Raw genomic sequence first — 17,761 nt, 5'->3', positions numbered from 1 at the left:
ACTCCGGGGTCAATTTATAAAAACAAGGCACTGCCCCATGACCAGCCTGCCCGCGGCAACGGAAAAAGCCCCGTCCCCCAGCCTCAAGATCGAAACCCGCTCCATCGACTACGTGCCGCGCCACGAGCGCCACGGCAAGGTCTGGCACCAGGGTCCGTTCTGGTTCACCGGCAACTTCGTCCTGACCACCATGGTCACCGGCTTCACCGGCGCCGCCCTCGGCCTGAGCCTGCACTACTCGATCCTGGCCATCGTCCTCGGCGTGTGCCTGGGCACCTTCTGCATGGCCTTCCACGCCAACCAGGGGCCACGCATGGGCCTGCCGCAGATGATCCAGTCGCGGGCGCAATTCGGCCTGCGCGGGGCCATCGTGCCCTTCACTGCGGTGGTCTTCGTCTACGTCGGCTTCAACGTGTTCAACGTGATCCTCGCCACCGATGCCATCAACACCGTGGTGCCCGGCGCGCGGGCGCCCTGGTACAGCCTGATGATCATCCTTGCGGTGATCATCGCCGTGGTCGGGCATGACCTGCTGCACGCCGTGCAGCGCTGGCTGACCTACATCATGATCAGCGTGTTCACCGTGCTGACCATCAGCGCGCTGATGACCCTGCAGGCCGACGCCGCCGTGGCCGACGCGCACTTCTCCTGGTCGGCGTTCCTGATCCAGCTGTCGGCGGCCGCCGGCTACCAGATCAGCTACTCGGTGTATGTCTCGGACTATTCGCGCTACCTGCCGCACAAGACCTCGTCGCGCCAGGTGATTTTCTGGACCTACCTGGGCGCCGCGGGCTCGGCGCTGTGGCTGATGTCCCTGGGCGCCTTCCTCGCCTCCGCCCTGCCGTCGCCGGACGCCATCGGCAGCGTCCGCGAAGTCGGCAACCAGATGATCCCGGGCTTCGGCACCTTTACCGTGCTGATCGCCGTGCCCGCCCTGGTCGGCATCATGGCGGTCAACTGCTACGGCGCGATGCTCACCGGCATCAGCGCCATCGACGGTTTCCTGCAAATCCAGCCGAACCTCAAGAGCCGGGTGGTGGGCATCGCCCTGGTGGCGGTGGTGATTTTCCTGATCGCCATGAACATTCCCGACAGCTACCTGGCGAGCTTCAACACCTTCGTGCTGCTGATGCTGTATTTCCTGGTGCCCTGGACCGCGGTCAACCTGGCGGACTTCTACGTGGTGCGCAAAGGTCACTACGCCATCAACGACATCTTCAACCCGGCCGGCATTTATGGCCGCTGGGCCATGCCCGGGCTCATCGCCTATTTCCTCGGCCTGGTCGCGATGATTCCGTTCATGTCCCTGAGCTTCTACCAGGGCCCGGTGGCCCGGGCGCTGGAGGGCGCGGACATCGCCTTTGTCATCGGCCTGGCCGTGGCCGGCGTGGCCTACTGGGCGCTGACCCGGGGCCTGGACCTGGACGCCGAGCGCCTGGCGATCCAGGCCAGCGAACGCCAACTGGAAGGAGCCGGCCAATGACTGGATTGCCCACCCTGAAAGTCGCCTGCCAGCAGATCGCCCCACGGGTGGGCGAGCTCGACTACAACCGCGAGCTGGGCCAGCGGGCCATCCGCGAGGCCGCTGCCCAGGGCGCCCAGGTGGTGGTGCTGCCGGAACTGGTGCAGAGCGGTTATGTGTTCACCGATCGGCAGGAAGCGCTGGCGCTGTCCGAGGCCCTCGACGGGCCGACGCTGACCCTGTGGAAGGCCCTGGCCGCAGAACTGCAGGCGGTGATCGTCGGCGGTTTCTGCGAGCGCCTGAATGCCGGGCAAGTGGCCAACAGCGCCGCGCTGGTCGAGCCCGAGGGGCGGGTGACGGTGTATCGCAAGGCCCATCTGTGGGACCGGGAAAAGCTTGTGTTCACTGTCGGCGACCAACCGCCACCGGTGGTCGAAACCCGTTTTGGCGCGATCGCGATGCTGATCTGCTACGACCTGGAGTTCCCGGAGTGGGTGCGCCTGCCCGCGCTGGCCGGCGCCGCCCTGCTCTGCGCCCCGGTCAACTGGCCGGACGGGCCACGCCCGGCGGGCGAACGCCCGGCGGAAATGGTCCGGGTCCAGGCCAACGCCGCGGTCAACCGCATGTTCATCGCTGCTTGCGACCGCTGCGGCGACGAGCGTGGCGTGGCCTGGGTCGGCGGCTCGCTGATCGTCGACGCCGACGGTTATCCGCTGGCCGGCAGCGCCCGTCATCCCCAGCAGCAACTGCTGCTGGCGGAGTTGCCCCTGGCGGACGCCCGGCACAAGCACATCAGCGCCCACAACCACGTGCATCTGGACCGCCGCCCGGCGTTGTACTGAGCCCTCCCCGGCCGCGGGCAACGCTCGCGGCCCTTCGCCTTTTCGCCCCTGATCCGCGCGCGCCGCCAGACATGAACTAGATTGTCTGGCGAGCCGCTGTACCCGCTCGGATAACGACAATAATCAGGAGCGCATCCATGTCCTTACAAGGCAAGACCCTGTTCATCACCGGCGCCAGTCGTGGCATCGGCCGTGAAATCGCCCTGCGGGCGGCGCGGGACGGGGCCAATATCGTGATCGCGGCCAAAAGCGCCGACCCCCATCCCAAGCTGCCCGGCACCATCTTCAGCGTGGCCCGCGAGGTCGAGGCGGCGGGCGGCAAGGCCCTGGCGCTGCAGGTGGACGTGCGTGACGAAGAGACGGTGCGCCAGGCCCTGGCCAAGGCCGCCGAGCATTTCGGCGGCATCGATGCGCTGGTCAACAATGCCGGGGCGATCAAGCTGACCGGGGTGCAGCACATCGAGCTCAAGCGCTTCGACCTGATGCACCAGATCAACACCCGCGCCGTGCTGCTGTGCAGCCAGGCGGCCCTGCCCTACCTGAAAACCAGCGGTGGGCACATCCTCAACCTGTCGCCGCCGCTGAACCTGGCGAGTAAATGGTTCGCCCAGTACAGCCCCTACACCGTGACCAAGTACGGCATGAGCATGCTGACCCTGGGCATGAGCGAGGAATTCAGCAACTACGGCATCAGCGTCAACTCGCTGTGGCCGCAGACCATGATCGCCACGGCCGCCATCGAGTTCCAGCTGGGTTCGCGCGAGTCGTTCAAGCATGCGCGCACGCCTGCAATCATGGCCGACGCGGCCCACGCGATCCTCTCCAGCAGCCAGCGCCGCATCACCGGGCGCTTGCTGATAGACGAGGAAATACTGCGCGAACAGGGGGTGAGCGACTTCGCCCATTACCGCTTCGATCCCGACAGCAGCGAAACGCTGATGACGGATCTGTTTATCGATTGAAGAACCACAGCGCGCCAATCGCGAGCAAGCTCGCTCCTACAGGTCAGGTGCAGAACCTGTAGGAGCGAGCTTGCTCGCGATGAACGATAACGCGGTCCCAAGCCATGCCCGGGACCGGAAACGTTCGCTCAATACTCGACCCGCACATCCCCCTTCGGCACGCTGCAGCAGGACAGGATGTAGCCTTCGGCTTCGTCTTCCTCGGTGATGCCACCGTTGTGGTCCATCTCCACTTCACCACCCAGCTTGAGCACCTTGCAGGTGCCGCAGATCCCCATGCCGCAGGCCTTGGGGATCATCAGGCCAAGCTTGGCCGCGGCGGCGTGGACGGTCTCGCCCGGCGCCACGCGGATGCTCTTGCCGGAAGCGGTGAACTCCACCTGGTGCAGGTCGGCGATATCGATTTCCGGCGCCTCGGCGGCCTGCTCGGCCTGTTCCACGGCGTCGGCGCGGGCTTCCGCCGGCGTCGCGCCGAAGGATTCCTCGTGGTAGCGCGACATGTCGAAGCCGCTGGCTTCGAGCAGGCGCTTGACCGCGTTCATGTACGGCGTCGGGCCGCAGCAGAACACTTCACGCTCGAGGAAGTCCGGCGCCATCAGCTCCAGCATCTTGTGGTTCAGGTAGCCGCGATAACCGGCCCAGGGCTCGCCCAGGCCGTGTTTCTCGCAGATCAGGTGCAGGCTGAAGTTGTCGATCCGCGACGCCATGTGCTCCAGCTCGCGGTGATAGATGATGTCCTTCGGCGAACGGGCGCTGTGAATGAACACCATGTCGACATTGCCGTTGGTGTCGTAGAACCAGCGCGCCATGGACATCACCGGCGTGATGCCGACGCCGCCGCTGAGGTACAGGACTTTCGGGCTCGGGAAGTCGATGGCGTTGAACAGCCCCACCGGCCCGTGCACCGCCAGTTCCTGGCCTTCGTGCAGGGTGTCGTGCAGCCAGTTGGAGACCTTGCCGCCCGGGACGCGCTTGATGGTCACCGAGAAGCTGTACGGCACCGAGGGCGAGCTGGAAATGGTGTAGGAACGCATGATCGGCTGGCCTTCGATCTCCAGCTCCAGGGTGACGAACTGCCCCGGTTTGAAGAAGAACATGATCGGCTGGTCGGCCATGAAACAGAAAGTGCGCACGTCCCAGGTTTCCTGGATGACTTTGACGCAACGGACGATGTGTCGGCCATTGGCCCAGGTCTGGGTGGTTACCGGGTTCAGGAAGTTGTTGGACATGCTGATCTCCACGGCCGACTGCCGGCCTTTATGGTGGCGATTGTGCGCAGGCCCATGAACACCCATTTACCTATCTGCGACATTCACATACTTATCGCGACCAGCCCCCAACCACCGGGGCTTGCGCGTCGGGAACAGATTGGGCCATGTCGCCCATGGATAAGGTTCCGGGCCGCGCCGGCCCCACACTCGCCTCAACTGATAACCGCTGATTTTTCAGCCTTGCGTCGCACCAACCGTAGCCACTTTCGCCGGCCACACAGATGGCCATGAGGACCAAAACGATGGACGTCACCGCAACCCTGAGCCTGGGCGATCCGCTGGAACCCGCACGCAAGGCCACCGCACAAATGCTCCAAGAACGCGAGCGGACCTTTTCCCTGCCGCAACCGTTCTACTGCGACGAGCGCCTGTTCGATATCGACATGCAGGAGATCTTCCAGAAGGAATGGCTGATCGCCGGCATGACCTGCGAGATTCCGACCAAGGGCAACTACATGACCCTGCAGGTCGGCAAGAACCCGATCATCGTGATCCGTGGCGCCGACGGCGTGGTCCATGCCTTCCACAACGTCTGCCGCCACCGCGGTTCGCGCCTGTGCACCAGCGACAAGGGCAAGGTCGCCAAGCTGGTCTGCCACTATCACCAGTGGACCTACGAGCTGGACGGTCGCCTGCTGTTCGCCGGCACCGAGATGGGCGCCGACTTCGACATGAAGCAGTACGGCCTCAAGCCAGTGAACGTCAAGACCGCCGGAGGCTACATCTTCATCTCGCTGGCCGAGAACCCGCCGGCCATCGATGACTTCCTGGCGACCCTGACGCACTACATGGAACCCTACGACATGGAGAACACCAAGGTGGCGGTGCAAACCACCTTGATGGAAAAGGCCAACTGGAAGCTGGTGCTGGAAAACAACCGCGAGTGCTACCACTGCGGCGGTTCGCACCCGGAACTGCTGAAGACCCTGCTGGAGTGGGACGACGTCACCGACCCGCGCGCCGACCAGGCGTTCAAGGACCACGTGGCCGCCTCCGCCGCCGCCTGGGAAGCCGAGAAGATCCCTTACGCCCACGCCAGCTTCGGCCTGCGCAACCGCATCGTGCGCATGCCGCTGCTCAAGGGCACCGTGTCCATGACCATGGACGGCAAGCAGGGCTGCGCCAAGCTGATGGGCCGGATCAAGAACCCGGACCTGGGCTCGATGCGCATCCTGCACCTGCCGCACTCGTGGAACCACTGCATGGGCGACCACATCATCGTGTTCACCGTGTGGCCGATCAGCGCCCAGGAAACCATGGTCACCACCAAGTGGCTGGTGCACAAGGACGCGGTCGAAGGCGTGGACTACGACGTCGCGCGCATGCGCCAGGTGTGGGACGCCACCAACGACCAGGACCGTCGCCTGGCCGAAGAGAACCAGCGCGGCATCAACTCCACCGCCTACCAGCCAGGCCCGTACTCCAAGACCTACGAGTTCGGCGTGGTCAACTTCGTGGATTGGTACAGCGAGCGCATGCTGAGCAACCTCGGCGCCGAACCGGCTCCGTACCTCAAGGGCGTGCCGGTTCACGGCTGATCCCGGGCTGGGCTTCTGTAGGAGCGAGGCTTGCCCGCGAAGGCCGCGACACGGTGTACCGAACCACCGCGTTAGCGTTCATCGCGAGCAAGCTGCGCTCCTACAGGGGCAAGCTTGCTGTACGTTTTTTGATCGGAATCCCTCCCGGCCATGGCCGACAAGGCTCCCAGCCTTCCGCGAACAAGTTACCCACATCTCCACCCACAGCAAATGTGGGCAACTCGGCTTTCAGCCGGTGAAGTCGTTGGTAGAACCTGAAGAAAATCCGTGACTTGTCCGGAAAGGCCTTTTCCACAAGGCCTTGATCGTTTTTTGTACAACCTCCTGTAAGCCACGTATTTAAAGGCCCGCAGACGAAGGCGAACACCTTATCCACAGAAGCGCCAACAGACTTTGGGGGCAACTTTGCGGCCAAGGGCAGCGAGCTGTGGAAAACCGCCGAATAGCGCGAAATATCAAGGCTTCAGGGCCGCCGGCGAGGCAAAACCGCGGATTTGCCTGTTTTTTGATCAGACCTCTGTAGACCACTGTTTATAAGGCTCTCAGCGGAGAGCGAACATCTTATCCACAAAGAGGCCAACAGACTTTGGGGGCAACTCGGCAGCGGCAGAAGACCGAGGGAATTCCTTATCCACAGAAAAACCTTTGTAAAAACCTCGACTTAGCTTGATCGTTTTTCGTACAACGCGCTGTAGCGCTTGATTGGCGAGGCTTGCAGAGAGGGACGAACATCTTATCCACAGAGGCGCGCACAGGGATTGTGGGTAACCGTGGGGTATGTGGCGTTTGGAGGATTTATCGCGAGCAAGCTCGCTCCTACATGGGACTCACACATCCCTGTAGGAGCGAGCTTGCTCGCGATAACGGTACAACGGCGGCCCGACCCTAGCGGACCACACCCTCTTCGATCAGCAGCTTGAGGATGGCCTCGGCCCCGGCTTCGGCGCTGACGCCCTTGAGCACCTGGCCGCCACCGCCGCTGGCCTTGGCGGTCGCGGCTTTCATGCGGTCAGCGCCGCTCTTGGCCTTGATCACTTTCAGGCGCTTGGGCCGCGGTTTGGCCGGTTGCAGGGTGGCGCTTGTGAATAACTCATCGTCGAGCACTTCCACCTGCCGCGCCTGCAGCAGCCCACGCCGGGCCGGGCCGTAGGCGCTCTGCCGTGGCTTGGGCGCGGCGTTATCCACAGTGGCGAGGAACGGCAGGCGCACCTTCAGCCGACGGCGCTGGCCGCGCGGCAGGGCTTGCAGCACCAGGGCCACGCCGCCGTCGATGGATTCCACCTGGGCCAGGCCCACCACCAGTGGCCAACCGAGGTTTTCCGCCAGCAGGAACGGCAGCATGCCCGAGCCTTCGCCGGTTTCCGCCTGGCTGCCGGTCAGCACCACTTGCGCCCCGGCATCGCGCAGATAATCGGTCAGCGCCGGCAGCGCATCGGCACCGGCCGACTGCTCCAGCACGTGCATCTGTTCCAGGCCCATGCCCAGGTACGCGCGCAGGGCCGGCTCGGCGATATCGCCGGCGTGCAGCACCTGCAGCCTGTCCCCGGCCAGTTGCAGCCCCAGCTCGACCGCCCGCGCATCCTGCTCGGCGCGCCGTGGCCGGCCGGAAGTCGGGTGGGCGCCGATGGACACCAGGCTGATCACATTGGTACTCATAAGCTCTGTCCTTCCCTTAAGCCGCATCGCGCTTGGCGCCGTTGCGGTAGGCCTCTACCGCCGCGATCAAGGCTTGAAGCAGCTCGGCGCTTTCGCCAATCACCGACAGGTCGGCGCGTTTGATCATGTCGCAGCCCGGATCGAGGTTGATCGCCACCACCTTGTCGCAGGCACCGATGCCCTGCAGGTGCTGGATCGCCCCAGAAATCCCCACCGCCACGTACACCCGGGCGGTGACCCAGGTGCCCGAGGCGCCGACCTGACGGTCGCGGGCCATGAAACCGTCGTCCACCGCCACCCGCGACGCGCCTTCGGTGGCGCCCAGGGCCGCGGCGGTCCTGTGGAACAGCTCCCAGTCCTTGACCCCGTTGCCGCCGGAGAAAATGAACTCCGCCTCGGCCATGGGAATCGCCGCCGGATCCACCGCCACCGCGCCCAGGTCCTCGATTCGCGCCAGGCTGCGCGCCACCGTTGTGGATAACTCCACCGGCAGGGCTTCGTGGCGGGTTTCACTGACCGGCTCCGCGCATTCGGCAGCGGCCAGGATCAAGCGCGCCAGCGGCCGAGCCAGGTCCTGCAAGCCGGCACCCGCGCGGCCGACGCACTGCTCGTCCTTGACCTGCCAGACCCGCGTGGCCGGGCGTTCGCCCAGGGCCGCGGCAAAACGCCGGCCCAGTTCGCCGCCACCGGTACGGCTGTCGGGCAGCAACCAGTGGCGCGGGCTGAACTGGTTATCCACAGCCCGCAGGCCCTGGACTCGCTGTTCCGGTGCATAACCGCTGAATTCGTTGCCTTCGAGCACCAGCAGGCGGTCGACTCCGGCCGTGGCGAAGGCGTTTTCCTTGTGCTCGCCGAACACCACCGCCAGCACCGCGCCGTCCTTGCCGGCCAGCTGATGGGCCAGGCCCAGCAGGTCGCGGTCGTGGCTGCTCAGGCGGCCGCCGACCATATCCGGCACCACGCTGATGTAGAACGCCGGCTGCGCCACCTGATGCAGCGGCAGCTGGACTTCGACCGCGGCGCTGCGCTTGACCGCCCCGCCCTGCTGGGCGCCGCTGCGGTCGATGCGCTTGATGCCGTTGGGGCCGATGAAACCGATCCCGTGGGGGTTCTTGCGGAGGATGCCGTTGGGCCCCATCCAGCTGTGTTGCGCCGGTTGCATGGCCGCGTGCAGCGGGTGCAGGCGGTTACGGGCGATCCATTCGGCCCGCGGGTCGCGGCGGATAATGTCGCTCATCAGTGGGCCTCCGCAGGTTCACGTTTGGCCGGGGTCGCCGGCTTGCCGGGCGCGGCGTCTTCGAGCAAGGCATCGGCCACCAGTTCGGCGATGTCCTTGATCAGCGGTCGTGGTTCGACCACGCCTTCGAGCATCGCGGTGCACTGTGGACAACCCACGGCCACCAGCTCGGCACCGGTTTCGCGAATGTCGTCCATGCGCATGTCGGGGATCCGCTGCTTGCCCGGGATGTCGGTGATCGGCGCGCCGCCGCCACCGCCGCAGCAGCGCGAGCGGAAACCGGAGCGTTGCATTTCCTTGACCTCGATCCCCAGGGCGCGCAGGACCTCGCGCGGCGCCTCGTACTCGCCGTTGTAGCGGCCCAGGTAGCACGGGTCGTGATAGGTCACGCTGTTGCCTTTGTGCTGGCCCAGATTCAGGGCGCCGCCGGCAATCAGCTCGGCCATGTAGGTGCTGTGGTGCTGCACCACGTACTCGCCGCCGAGGGCGCCGTATTCGTTTTTCAGCACATGGAAACTGTGGGGGTCGCAGGTGACGATGCGCTTGAAGCTGTACTTGGCCAGGGTCTGGATATTGCGCTTGGCCAGCAGTTGGAAGGTCGCCTCGTCGCCCAGGCGCCGGGCCACGTCGCCGCTGTCGCGCTCTTCCAGGCCCAGCACCGCGAAGTCGACCTTGGCCGCTTTCAGCACTTTGACGAAGGCACGCAGGGTGCGCTGGTTGCGCATGTCGAAGGCACCGTCGCCCACCCAGAACAGCACGTCGGTGGTTTTCTTCTCGCCCAGCAGCGCCAGGTTGAGGTCCGCCGCCCAGTTCATCCGCCCACCCGGGGCGAAACCGCCCGGGTTGTCGGTGGCGATCAGGTTTTCCAGGACTTCGGCGCCCTTGTTCGGGGTAGCGCCCTTTTCCAGGGTCAGGTGACGGCGCATGTCAACGATGGCATCGACGTGCTCGATCATCATCGGGCATTCCTCGACGCAGGCGCGGCAGGTGGTGCAGGACCACAGGGTCTCGGCGTCCACCAGGCCGTTGACGATCGGCTGGTGCGGATTGCCGCTGTGTTCACCTATGGGCTTGCCTGGGTAAGGACTGCCAGCGAACTTGGCATCGGTACCGCCAGCCAGGCCGACGACCATGTCCTGGATCAGCTTTTTCGGGTTCAGCGGCTGGCCGGCGGCAAAGGCCGGGCACGCGGCTTCGCATTTACCGCACTGCACGCAGGCGTCGAAGCCGAGCAACTGGTTCCAGGTGAAGTCCTTGGGTTTTTCCACGCCCAGCGGCGCGTTCGGGTCTTCCAGGTCCAGCGGCTTGAGGCCAGTGGAGCGGCCGCCACCGAAGCGTTCGGCACGGCGGTGCCAGGCCAGGTGCAGGGCACCGGCGAAGGCGTGCTTCATCGGGCCGCCCCAGGTCATGCCGAAGAACAGCTCGGACACGCCCCACAACACACCGATGCCGAGGATCGCGGCCAGTACCCAGCCGCCGAAGTTTTCCGGGAGGATCCCGGCCACCGGCAGGGTCACCAGGAAGAACGACGCCGAGAACGCCAGCAGGCTTTTCGGCAGGCGCATCCACGGGCCTTTCGACAGGCGCGCCGGCGGGTTGCGACGGCGCAGGTAAACGAAGATCGCGCCGACGAACATCACCGCAGACATCAGCAGCAAGGCGTAGCCGAGGATGCGGTTATGCAGGCCGAAACCGTGCACCAGGATCGCCAGCACGATGGACGCCACGGCGCCACCGGCCGTGGCCACGTGGGTGTTGGCGATGTATTTGTCCCGCGCCACCACATGGTGCAGGTCGACCATGTAGCGCTTGGGCATGGCCAGCAGGCCGCCGATCAGGTCGACCTTGGACGCACGGCCCCGGCGCCACATGGCCACCCGCCGCAACGCGCCCAGGACAGCCAGGCCGATGGCTGCGAACAGCAGGATGGGAAGAAGGGTGTTCAACATGGTGGAGCTCCCAAAGACCTCGGGCTTAACTACCTGGATGACTTGCTTGATTCCTTGTAGGAGCGAGCTTGCTCGCGAAAAGCCCGAGAACGACGCGTTAAATCAGACCGCACGCGTCATCGTTCACGTCCATCGCGAGCAAGCTCGCTCCTACAGGGTTATCCACAAGCGCTTAGAAATCCTTGCAGATCCGCAGGGCGTCATAGATGGCCGCGTGGGTGTTGCGCTGCGCCACGCAGTCGCCGATGCGGAACAGCAGATAACCGTCGCCCGCCTGGCTCAACGAAGGCTGCGGCTTGATCGCGAACAGCGCTTCGACGTCGACCTGGCCCTTGTTGCGCGAGCCTTCCTTGAGCGCGTAGTAGATCGCTTCGTCGGGCCGCACGCCGTTCTCCACCACCACCTGGTCGACCACCCGCTCCTCTTTGGCGCCGGTGTATTCGTTCTCCAGCACCGCCACCAGCTTGTCGCCCTCGCGGTAGACCTTTTCCAGCATCATGTCGCCGGTCATGATCACTTCCTTGGGGTACATGCTGCGGTAGTAGGTCGGGAACGACGTACCGCCGATGGCCACGCCCGGCTTGATGTCGTCGGTGACGATCTCGACCTGGCTGCCCTTGTCGGCGAGGAAGTCGGCCACCGACATGCCGGTGAACTCGCAGATGGTGTCGTAGACCAGCACGTTCTTGCCCGGCGCGACCTTGCCGTCGAGCACGTCCCAGCTGCTGACCACCAGCCCTTCGGCGGCGCCCCAGTGTTCGTTCTGCTCAAGGAACGGATGCCCGCCGACGGCCAGCACCACGATGTCCGGACGCAGGTCGAGGATGGTCTCGGCATCGGCCGCGGTGCCCAGGCGCAAGTCGACCTTCAGCCGCGCCAGCTCCAGCTGGTACCAGCGGGTGATGCCGGCGATCTGGTCGCGCTGCGGCGCTTTCGACGCAGTGGTGATCTGCCCGCCGATGGCCTCTTTCTTCTCGAACAGGGTCACGTCGTGGCCACGTTCGGCCGCCACCCGCGCCGATTCCATGCCGGCCGGGCCGGCGCCGACCACCACCACCTTGCGTTTCGGCCCGGTGGACTTCTCGATGATGTGCGGCACGCCCATGTATTCACGGGAGGTCGCGGCGTTCTGGATGCACAGCACATCCAGGCCCTGGTACTGGCGGTCGATGCAATAGTTGGCACCCACGCACTGCTTGATCTGGTCGACCTGGCCCATCTTGATCTTGGCGATCAGGTGCGGGTCGGCGATGTGCGCACGGGTCATGCCGACCATGTCGACGTAACCACCCTCGAGGATGCGGGTGGCCTGGTTCGGATCCTTGATGTTCTGCGCGTGCAGTACCGGAACCTTGACCACTTCCTTGATCCCGGCAGCCAGGTGCAGGAACGGCTCCGGTGGATAACTCATGTTCGGAATCACGTTGGCCAGGGTGTTGTGGGTATCGCAACCCGAACCCACGACGCCGATGAAATCGAGCATGCCGGTGTCGTCGTAATACTTGGCGATCTGCTTCATGTCCTCGTGGGACAGGCCGTCCGGGTGGAACTCGTCACCGCAGATACGCATGCCCACGCAGAAATCGTCGCCGACTTCGGCGCGTACCGCCTTGAGCACTTCCAGGCCGAACTTCATCCGGCCTTCGAAGCTGCCGCCCCATTCGTCGGTCCGCTTGTTGACCCGCGGGCTCCAGAACTGGTCGATCATGTGCTGGTGCACGGCGGACAGCTCGACGCCGTCCAGGCCACCGGCCTTGGCCCGGCGCGCGGCCTGCGCGTAGTTGCCGATCACCCGCCAGATCTCTTCCACCTCGATGGTCTTGCAGGTGGCGCGGTGCACCGGTTCGCGGATGCCCGACGGCGACATCAGGGTCGGCCAGTTGAAACCGTCCCAGCGCGAGCGGCGGCCCATGTGGGTAATCTGGATCATGATCTTGGCGCCGTGCTTGTGCATGGCGTCGGCCAGGTTCTGGAAGTGCGGAATGATGCGGTCGGTGGACAGGTTCACCGAGCTCCACCATTCCTGCGGGCTGTCGATGGCCACCACGGACGAGCCGCCACAGATCGCCAGGCCGATACCGCCCTTGGCTTTCTCTTCGTAATACTTCACGTAGCGGTCGGTGGTCATGCCGCCATCGGTGGCGTAGACCTCGGCGTGCGCGGTGCTGAGCACCCGGTTGCGGATGGTCAGTTTGCCGATCTGGATCGGCTGGAACATCGCTTCGAAAGCCATTTTTCTTAACTCCGCTTACAACGGCTTGACGGTGAACAGGCCATCGTCGTGGCCTTCTTCGGAACCGCCGTAGACCTGTTCGGCGACGGTGCGGATCTTGCTGCCGCGGGCCGCCAGGATCTGGTCCATGGCGCCGGCGAACCAGCCGGTGAACATGTAGTCGACCTTGCGCCCGACCTTGCCATACACATAGACGAAGGCCGAGTGTTCGAGCTTGACGCTGGCGGTGCCCTTGTCGAGGTCGATGTCCTGGATCTTGAACAGGCCCCAGCCGCGCTGCGACAGGCGCTTCATGTAGTGCTCGAACACCGCGACGCCTTCCAGGCCATGGCACTCGGCTTCTTTTTCACACCAGTGCCAGGCGGACTTGTAGCCAGCCTTGTAGAGGATCTCGGCGTAGGCGTCGGCGCCCAGCACTTCCTCGATGCCCATGTGGTTGTTGACGAAGAAGTGACGCGGCACGTACAGCATCGGCAGGGCGTCGGAGGTCCAGACACCGGTTTCGCTGTCGACTTCGATGGGCAGTTGCGGGGCGATCTTGGCCATGTTTCAAAACTCCGGAATTCTTTTGGATTGGTGCATCCGTAGCCGCTGCCGAAGGCTGCGATAAGGCTCCAAGAGCCTTCCGAGGGCCGCAGGAGCGCGTCTCCTTCGGAGCCGATCGCAGCCTTCGGCAGCGGCTACAGGTGTGTGCTGTGGAGGGTTGGCGTTATTCGCCCCAGACGTCCTTGAGGACGTTCACCCAGTTCTCGCCCATGATCTTGCGCACCACACGCTCGGAGTGACCGCGCTTGAGCAGGGTCTCGGTGAGGTTGGGGAACTCGCCCACGGTGCGGATGCCCAGCGGGTTGATGATCTTGCCGAAGTTGGTCAGGCGACGGGCGTAGCCCTTGTCGTGGGTCAGGTATTCGAAGAAGTCCTGGCCATGGCCCTGGGTGAAGTCGGTGCCGATGCCGATGGCGTCTTCGCCGACGATGTTCATGGTGTATTCGATGGCCTCGGCGTAGTCGTCGATGGTCGAATCGATGCCCTTGGCCAGGAACGGCGCGAACATGGTCACGCCGACGAAACCGCCGTGGTCGGCGATGAACTTCAGCTCTTCATCGGACTTGTTGCGCGGGTGTTCCTTGAGGCCCGACGGCAGGCAGTGGGAGTAGCAAACCGGCTTTTTCGATTCGAGGATGACTTCCTCGGAGGTCTTGGAACCGACGTGGGACAGGTCGCACATGACGCCGACGCGGTTCATCTCGGCGACGATCTCGCGACCGAAGCCCGACAGGCCGCCATCGCGCTCGTAGCAGCCGGTGCCCACCAGGTTCTGGGTGTTGTAGCACATCTGCACGATACCCACGCCCAGCTGCTTGAACACCTCGACGTAGCCGATCTGGTCCTCGTAGGCATGGGCATTCTGGAAGCCGAACAGGATGCCGGTCTTGCCCAGTTCCTTGGCCTTGCGGATGTCGGCGGTGGTGCGCACCGGCATCACCAGGTCGCTGTTCTCGCGGATCAGCTTCTGGCTGGAGGCGATGTTGTTGACCGTGGCCTGGAAGCCCTCCCACACCGACACGGTGCAGTTGGCCGCGGTCAGGCCGCCCTTGCGCATGTCTTCGAACAGTTCACGGTTCCACTTGGCAATGATCAGCCCGTCGATAACGATGCTGTCGGCGTGCAATTCGGCTGGGCTCATCAGGCAGTCCCCTTATTGGCAATTCATGCGCCGAATCGTCTGCCGGCGCTTTGGGGTCAGCATATGCCTCGGTGCCCGGGCAACCGGGTGCAAAAACGACAGGGGAATTGCCGAAAGCGTCAATCCGCGACAAAGGGTCTGCCGGGCGTCCCTTGCACCATCTGTTCTTTGTCATGCGCATGGGCCAGAATCCGCCGCATCACTGGATTAGAGGGGGCTGCGACGCAATGAAATCGATCTTCCTGGCTTTGGCACTGCTGGCGACGGGCGCACAGGCGGCTGAAGAGGCCGACAACTCCCCGTGCGACAGCGTCGAACAGGATCAACAGACTCTGGAATGCGCCACCTTCAACAAAACCACCGCCGAGCAACTGCTGAGCGACAACCTGCAGGGCCTGCTCGAACGCCTGGGCACGCAATACGGCAGCGACAAGGCGCAGCTGGCCGACATCACCGCCAAGGTGCAGAACGCCCAGCAGCTGTGGCAGAAACAGCGCGACGCCGACTGCGCCATCGACACCTTCCCCGCCAAACCCGGCAGCAAGGCCTACGCCATTGCCCAGGCCGATTGCCTGGCGCGCATGAGCGATGAACGGTCGGAGTTTCTTGAGTCGATCGGGCAGGAATAGGCCCGACCGATACCTCTGCGGCAACCGTCATGACGTCATCGCGAGCCAGCTCGCTCCTACAGGCGTTGCGCCATACCTGTAGAGCGAACTTGCTCGCGAAAATCCCCCGGCCTCCCCTCTCTCCCCGCTGTAACAAGCCATGAGCAATACCCGGACAAGGTTCTCGCCTTGGCCCGCGAGCGAATATAAGCAAAGATTGATTAATCTTATAAAAGGCTTATATTTGTTCATGAACAGCATCCTGTGGACCCGTAAGGCCGTCAAACAACTGCTGCGATTGCACAGCGCCCATCAGGTACAGATCCGCGACGCGGTGACCTTGCTCGGCGACATGCCCGACACCGGCAACGTCAAGGCACTCAGCGGTCACACCCATGCTTACCGCCTGCGAGTGGGCAACTATCGAATCCTGTTCGACTGGGATGGCGCTATCAGAGTGGTCAGTATCCAAGAGGTCAAGAAACGTGACGAACGCACCTACTGACATCCAAATCATCAACGGCACGGACGGCAAGCCGGCGTTCGTGGTGATCCCTTATGCGGACTATGTGGCGCAACGCCAGGAGCCGGACCTGATCCCCCATGACGTGGTCAGCCGCATCGTTGACGGCGCCACGCCAATCCGCGCCTGGCGCGAGCACCTGCACCTGACCCAGGACGAGGTCGCCAGGCGCCTGGGCATTTCCCAGCCGGCCTTCGCCCAGCAGGAAAGCGTCGCCAAGCCCCGCCGCGCCACCCGCGAGAAGATCGCCGCGGCCTTTGGCATTCGCGCCGACCAGCTGGAACTGTAAGCTGCACGCCATTCATCGAGAAAAGGTTTTCCCATGAGCATCTGCGGCATCGAAATCAAAGGCAGCGAAGCCATCTTCGCCCTGGCCACCCTGCAAGACGGCACGGCGCAACACCTGGCCAACGCCTGCAAGAAAATCGCCCTGGACGACGATGACGAAGCCGCCAACGTCAAAGCCTTCGCGGCCCAGGTGGCCGCCTTCGTCCGCGACAACGGCATCAGCCGCATCGCCATCAAGAAACGCAGCAAAAAAGGCGAATTCGCCGGCGGCCCGACCACCTTCAAGATCGAAGGCGTGTTCCAGCTGCTGGACAACTGCGAGGTGACCCTGCTGTCGCCGCAGACCATCAACGCGCAGAACAAGAAGCACAACTTCGACCTGCCGGCGAGCCTCAACAAATACCAGCACGAAGCTTACAAAACTGCCTGCGCGGCCCTGGCTAAACTTTAACACTCAACTATTTAGCCTGAGCCTGTATGGGGGCCTAGTTAATCCAGAGCCCCCTCAAATTTGACATCAAGGCCACTGTTAAAAACAATCAAGCCACTTGTGCACTCATAAAAACCAGCCAGGTCACAGCCAGAACAGATAAGCACCAACCCACACAATGTGCACGGCGAAAGCTTCGCATCACTTTTACCCAGACCCAAGCAACACCTGCTCTTCAAAAAGCATGCTGGGCACAACCAACTTTCTCAGAACTTTCCATCAAGTTACGAACATCTTTCATCACATTAGAATATTCACCCTCCGCCGCTTCTTTTGAAAATACAAAATGCGGAGGAGCCAAAGACTTTCCGGCAGCATTACGATACATACCTATGACTACCTTACTATCTGTCGCGACAATGGACATAGTAAAGCTATAACCAAATTTATAGATACTTAGCTCATTCGACTCTGGAGCGCCTTTGTAGAAGTCTTGATAATCCTTTATACACTCTTGTATTTTTCTACCGTAATAACCAGCCCCCTCCTTTCCGTTTCTCTTATTCAGAATATCCTCTGATGAAGAGGTATCAGAAAGAAGGATAATAACAGTTTTTCTATTTTCTTTCTTGAAACGCTCGGCAAGTTTCTTTGCGTTATTTGTGAAGAAGTTCTTCCCATCATTCATAACAATATAAAGATTTGGCTCGCTTACTAAATCAATACCAACGACCTCCATATTATTACCATAAACAATCTCCTCCAGTCCTAGGCGCTCAAACTCCAGCAATCTCGGAATATGCTTTTCTATTAACTCATTGACCTCCAACTCCTTACTTGCAGATATTCGCTTATCCACAAGAAAAGTTATTGACATGGCCGCAAGTAATGACGTCCCAAAACCTTGCAGCACGTTCAACCAGACCCCATCTAATTTAAGCAGTGTCGGCAACACAGTAAACACAATAAACCCGATAACCCCCAACAATGCATAGTTCGCTTTCAGCAGCTTAGCAACTCTATTTTCGGACATCATAAACCTCCTTGTTAACATTAGCTCAATAGACCGTCCTGC

16 protein-coding genes are annotated in these 17,761 nt (G+C 62.8%); 8 read left to right on the top strand and 8 right to left on the bottom strand.

The annotated features are described in order from the left end of the window. Positions 1-37 precede the first annotated feature (37 nt). From BM019_RS20055 to BM019_RS20045, 3 genes are all read left to right on the top strand, one after another. Positions 38-1,483: a purine-cytosine permease family protein gene (locus BM019_RS20055; protein WP_092419543.1), complete on the top strand. Its 1,446-nt coding sequence runs from the start codon at positions 38-40 to the stop codon at positions 1,481-1,483. After that, entirely contained in the window at positions 1,480-2,304 is an 825-nt protein-coding gene (locus BM019_RS20050; protein ID WP_092419540.1) for a nitrilase-related carbon-nitrogen hydrolase, read from the top strand. The genes BM019_RS20055 and BM019_RS20050 overlap by 4 nt, the downstream gene beginning before the upstream one ends. A 137-nt stretch (positions 2,305-2,441) precedes the next feature. Further along, positions 2,442-3,266 carry an SDR family oxidoreductase gene (locus tag BM019_RS20045; protein WP_092419537.1) on the top strand — a complete coding sequence of 275 codons (825 nt, stop codon included), beginning with the start codon at positions 2,442-2,444 and terminating at the stop codon, positions 3,264-3,266. A 128-nt stretch (positions 3,267-3,394) separates the two neighbouring features. On the opposite strand, the gene gbcB is transcribed toward BM019_RS20045, so the two are convergent. Further along, complete coding sequence (gbcB, locus tag BM019_RS20040) at positions 3,395-4,495, bottom strand: glycine-betaine demethylase subunit GbcB (protein WP_009045947.1); 1,101 nt, start codon at positions 4,493-4,495, stop codon at positions 3,395-3,397. Between the two features lie 284 nt (positions 4,496-4,779). On the opposite strand from gbcB, the gene gbcA reads away from it, so the two are divergent. Continuing rightward, positions 4,780-6,075, top strand: coding sequence for a glycine-betaine demethylase subunit GbcA (gene gbcA, locus BM019_RS20030; RefSeq protein ID WP_007926366.1), 1,296 nt, complete (start codon positions 4,780-4,782; stop codon positions 6,073-6,075). Positions 6,076-6,960: 885 nt separating this feature from the next. Here the strand turns inward: gbcA and BM019_RS20025 are convergent. From BM019_RS20025 to BM019_RS20000, 6 genes are all read right to left on the bottom strand, one after another. Next, complete coding sequence (locus tag BM019_RS20025) at positions 6,961-7,731, bottom strand: electron transfer flavoprotein subunit beta (protein WP_007926363.1); 771 nt, start codon at positions 7,729-7,731, stop codon at positions 6,961-6,963. Positions 7,732-7,747: 16 nt separating this feature from the next. Continuing rightward, on the bottom strand, positions 7,748-8,968 hold the full coding sequence (locus BM019_RS20020) for an electron transfer flavoprotein subunit alpha (RefSeq protein WP_009045950.1): 1,221 nt from the start codon (positions 8,966-8,968) through the stop codon (positions 7,748-7,750). Further along, a complete protein-coding gene (gene dgcB, locus BM019_RS20015; protein WP_092419534.1) occupies positions 8,968-10,917 on the bottom strand; it encodes a dimethylglycine demethylation protein DgcB in 1,950 nt (649 codons plus the stop codon). The genes BM019_RS20020 and dgcB overlap by 1 nt, the downstream gene beginning before the upstream one ends. A 172-nt stretch (positions 10,918-11,089) precedes the next feature. Continuing rightward, the gene (gene dgcA / locus BM019_RS20010) at positions 11,090-13,150 is read right to left on the bottom strand and encodes a dimethylglycine demethylation protein DgcA (protein WP_009045952.1); all 2,061 of its coding nucleotides are present in this window, start codon (positions 13,148-13,150) and stop codon (positions 11,090-11,092) included. Between the two features lie 15 nt (positions 13,151-13,165). After that, positions 13,166-13,696 (bottom strand): DUF5943 domain-containing protein, encoded by a 531-nt coding sequence (locus BM019_RS20005; RefSeq protein ID WP_007926354.1) that lies wholly within the window; start codon positions 13,694-13,696, stop codon positions 13,166-13,168. Positions 13,697-13,859: 163 nt separating this feature from the next. Next, on the bottom strand, positions 13,860-14,837 hold the full coding sequence (locus BM019_RS20000) for a dipeptidase (protein WP_007926352.1): 978 nt from the start codon (positions 14,835-14,837) through the stop codon (positions 13,860-13,862). Positions 14,838-15,064: 227 nt separating this feature from the next. Between BM019_RS20000 and BM019_RS19990 the strand changes: the two genes are divergently transcribed. The 4 genes from BM019_RS19990 (at position 15,065) to BM019_RS19975 (ending at position 16,707) form a co-directional block, all read left to right on the top strand. After that, positions 15,065-15,466: a lysozyme inhibitor LprI family protein gene (locus tag BM019_RS19990; RefSeq protein ID WP_009051237.1), complete on the top strand. Its 402-nt coding sequence runs from the start codon at positions 15,065-15,067 to the stop codon at positions 15,464-15,466. A 229-nt stretch (positions 15,467-15,695) separates the two neighbouring features. Further along, on the top strand, positions 15,696-15,950 hold the full coding sequence (locus BM019_RS19985; protein WP_085533063.1) for a type II toxin-antitoxin system RelE family toxin: 255 nt from the start codon (positions 15,696-15,698) through the stop codon (positions 15,948-15,950). Next, positions 15,889-16,257 carry a helix-turn-helix domain-containing protein gene (locus tag BM019_RS19980; protein WP_092419528.1) on the top strand — a complete coding sequence of 123 codons (369 nt, stop codon included), beginning with the start codon at positions 15,889-15,891 and terminating at the stop codon, positions 16,255-16,257. Before BM019_RS19985 ends, BM019_RS19980 begins: the two co-directional genes overlap by 62 nt. Before the next feature lie 33 nt (positions 16,258-16,290). Further along, a complete protein-coding gene (locus BM019_RS19975) occupies positions 16,291-16,707 on the top strand; it encodes a DUF3010 family protein (protein ID WP_092419525.1) in 417 nt (138 codons plus the stop codon). 214 nt (positions 16,708-16,921) lie between these two features. Here the strand turns inward: BM019_RS19975 and BM019_RS19970 are convergent, their stop codons facing one another. Further along, positions 16,922-17,719 carry a hypothetical protein gene (locus tag BM019_RS19970; RefSeq protein ID WP_092419522.1) on the bottom strand — a complete coding sequence of 266 codons (798 nt, stop codon included), beginning with the start codon at positions 17,717-17,719 and terminating at the stop codon, positions 16,922-16,924. Between the last annotated feature and the right edge of the window lie 42 nt (positions 17,720-17,761).

The organism is Pseudomonas sp. NFPP07 (assembly GCF_900115645.1).
In the GTDB taxonomy this organism is placed as follows: domain Bacteria; phylum Pseudomonadota; class Gammaproteobacteria; order Pseudomonadales; family Pseudomonadaceae; genus Aquipseudomonas; species Aquipseudomonas chlororaphis.
The sequence above is the reverse complement of the archived record's forward strand: the minus strand, read 5'-3'. Positions and strand labels throughout refer to the sequence as shown.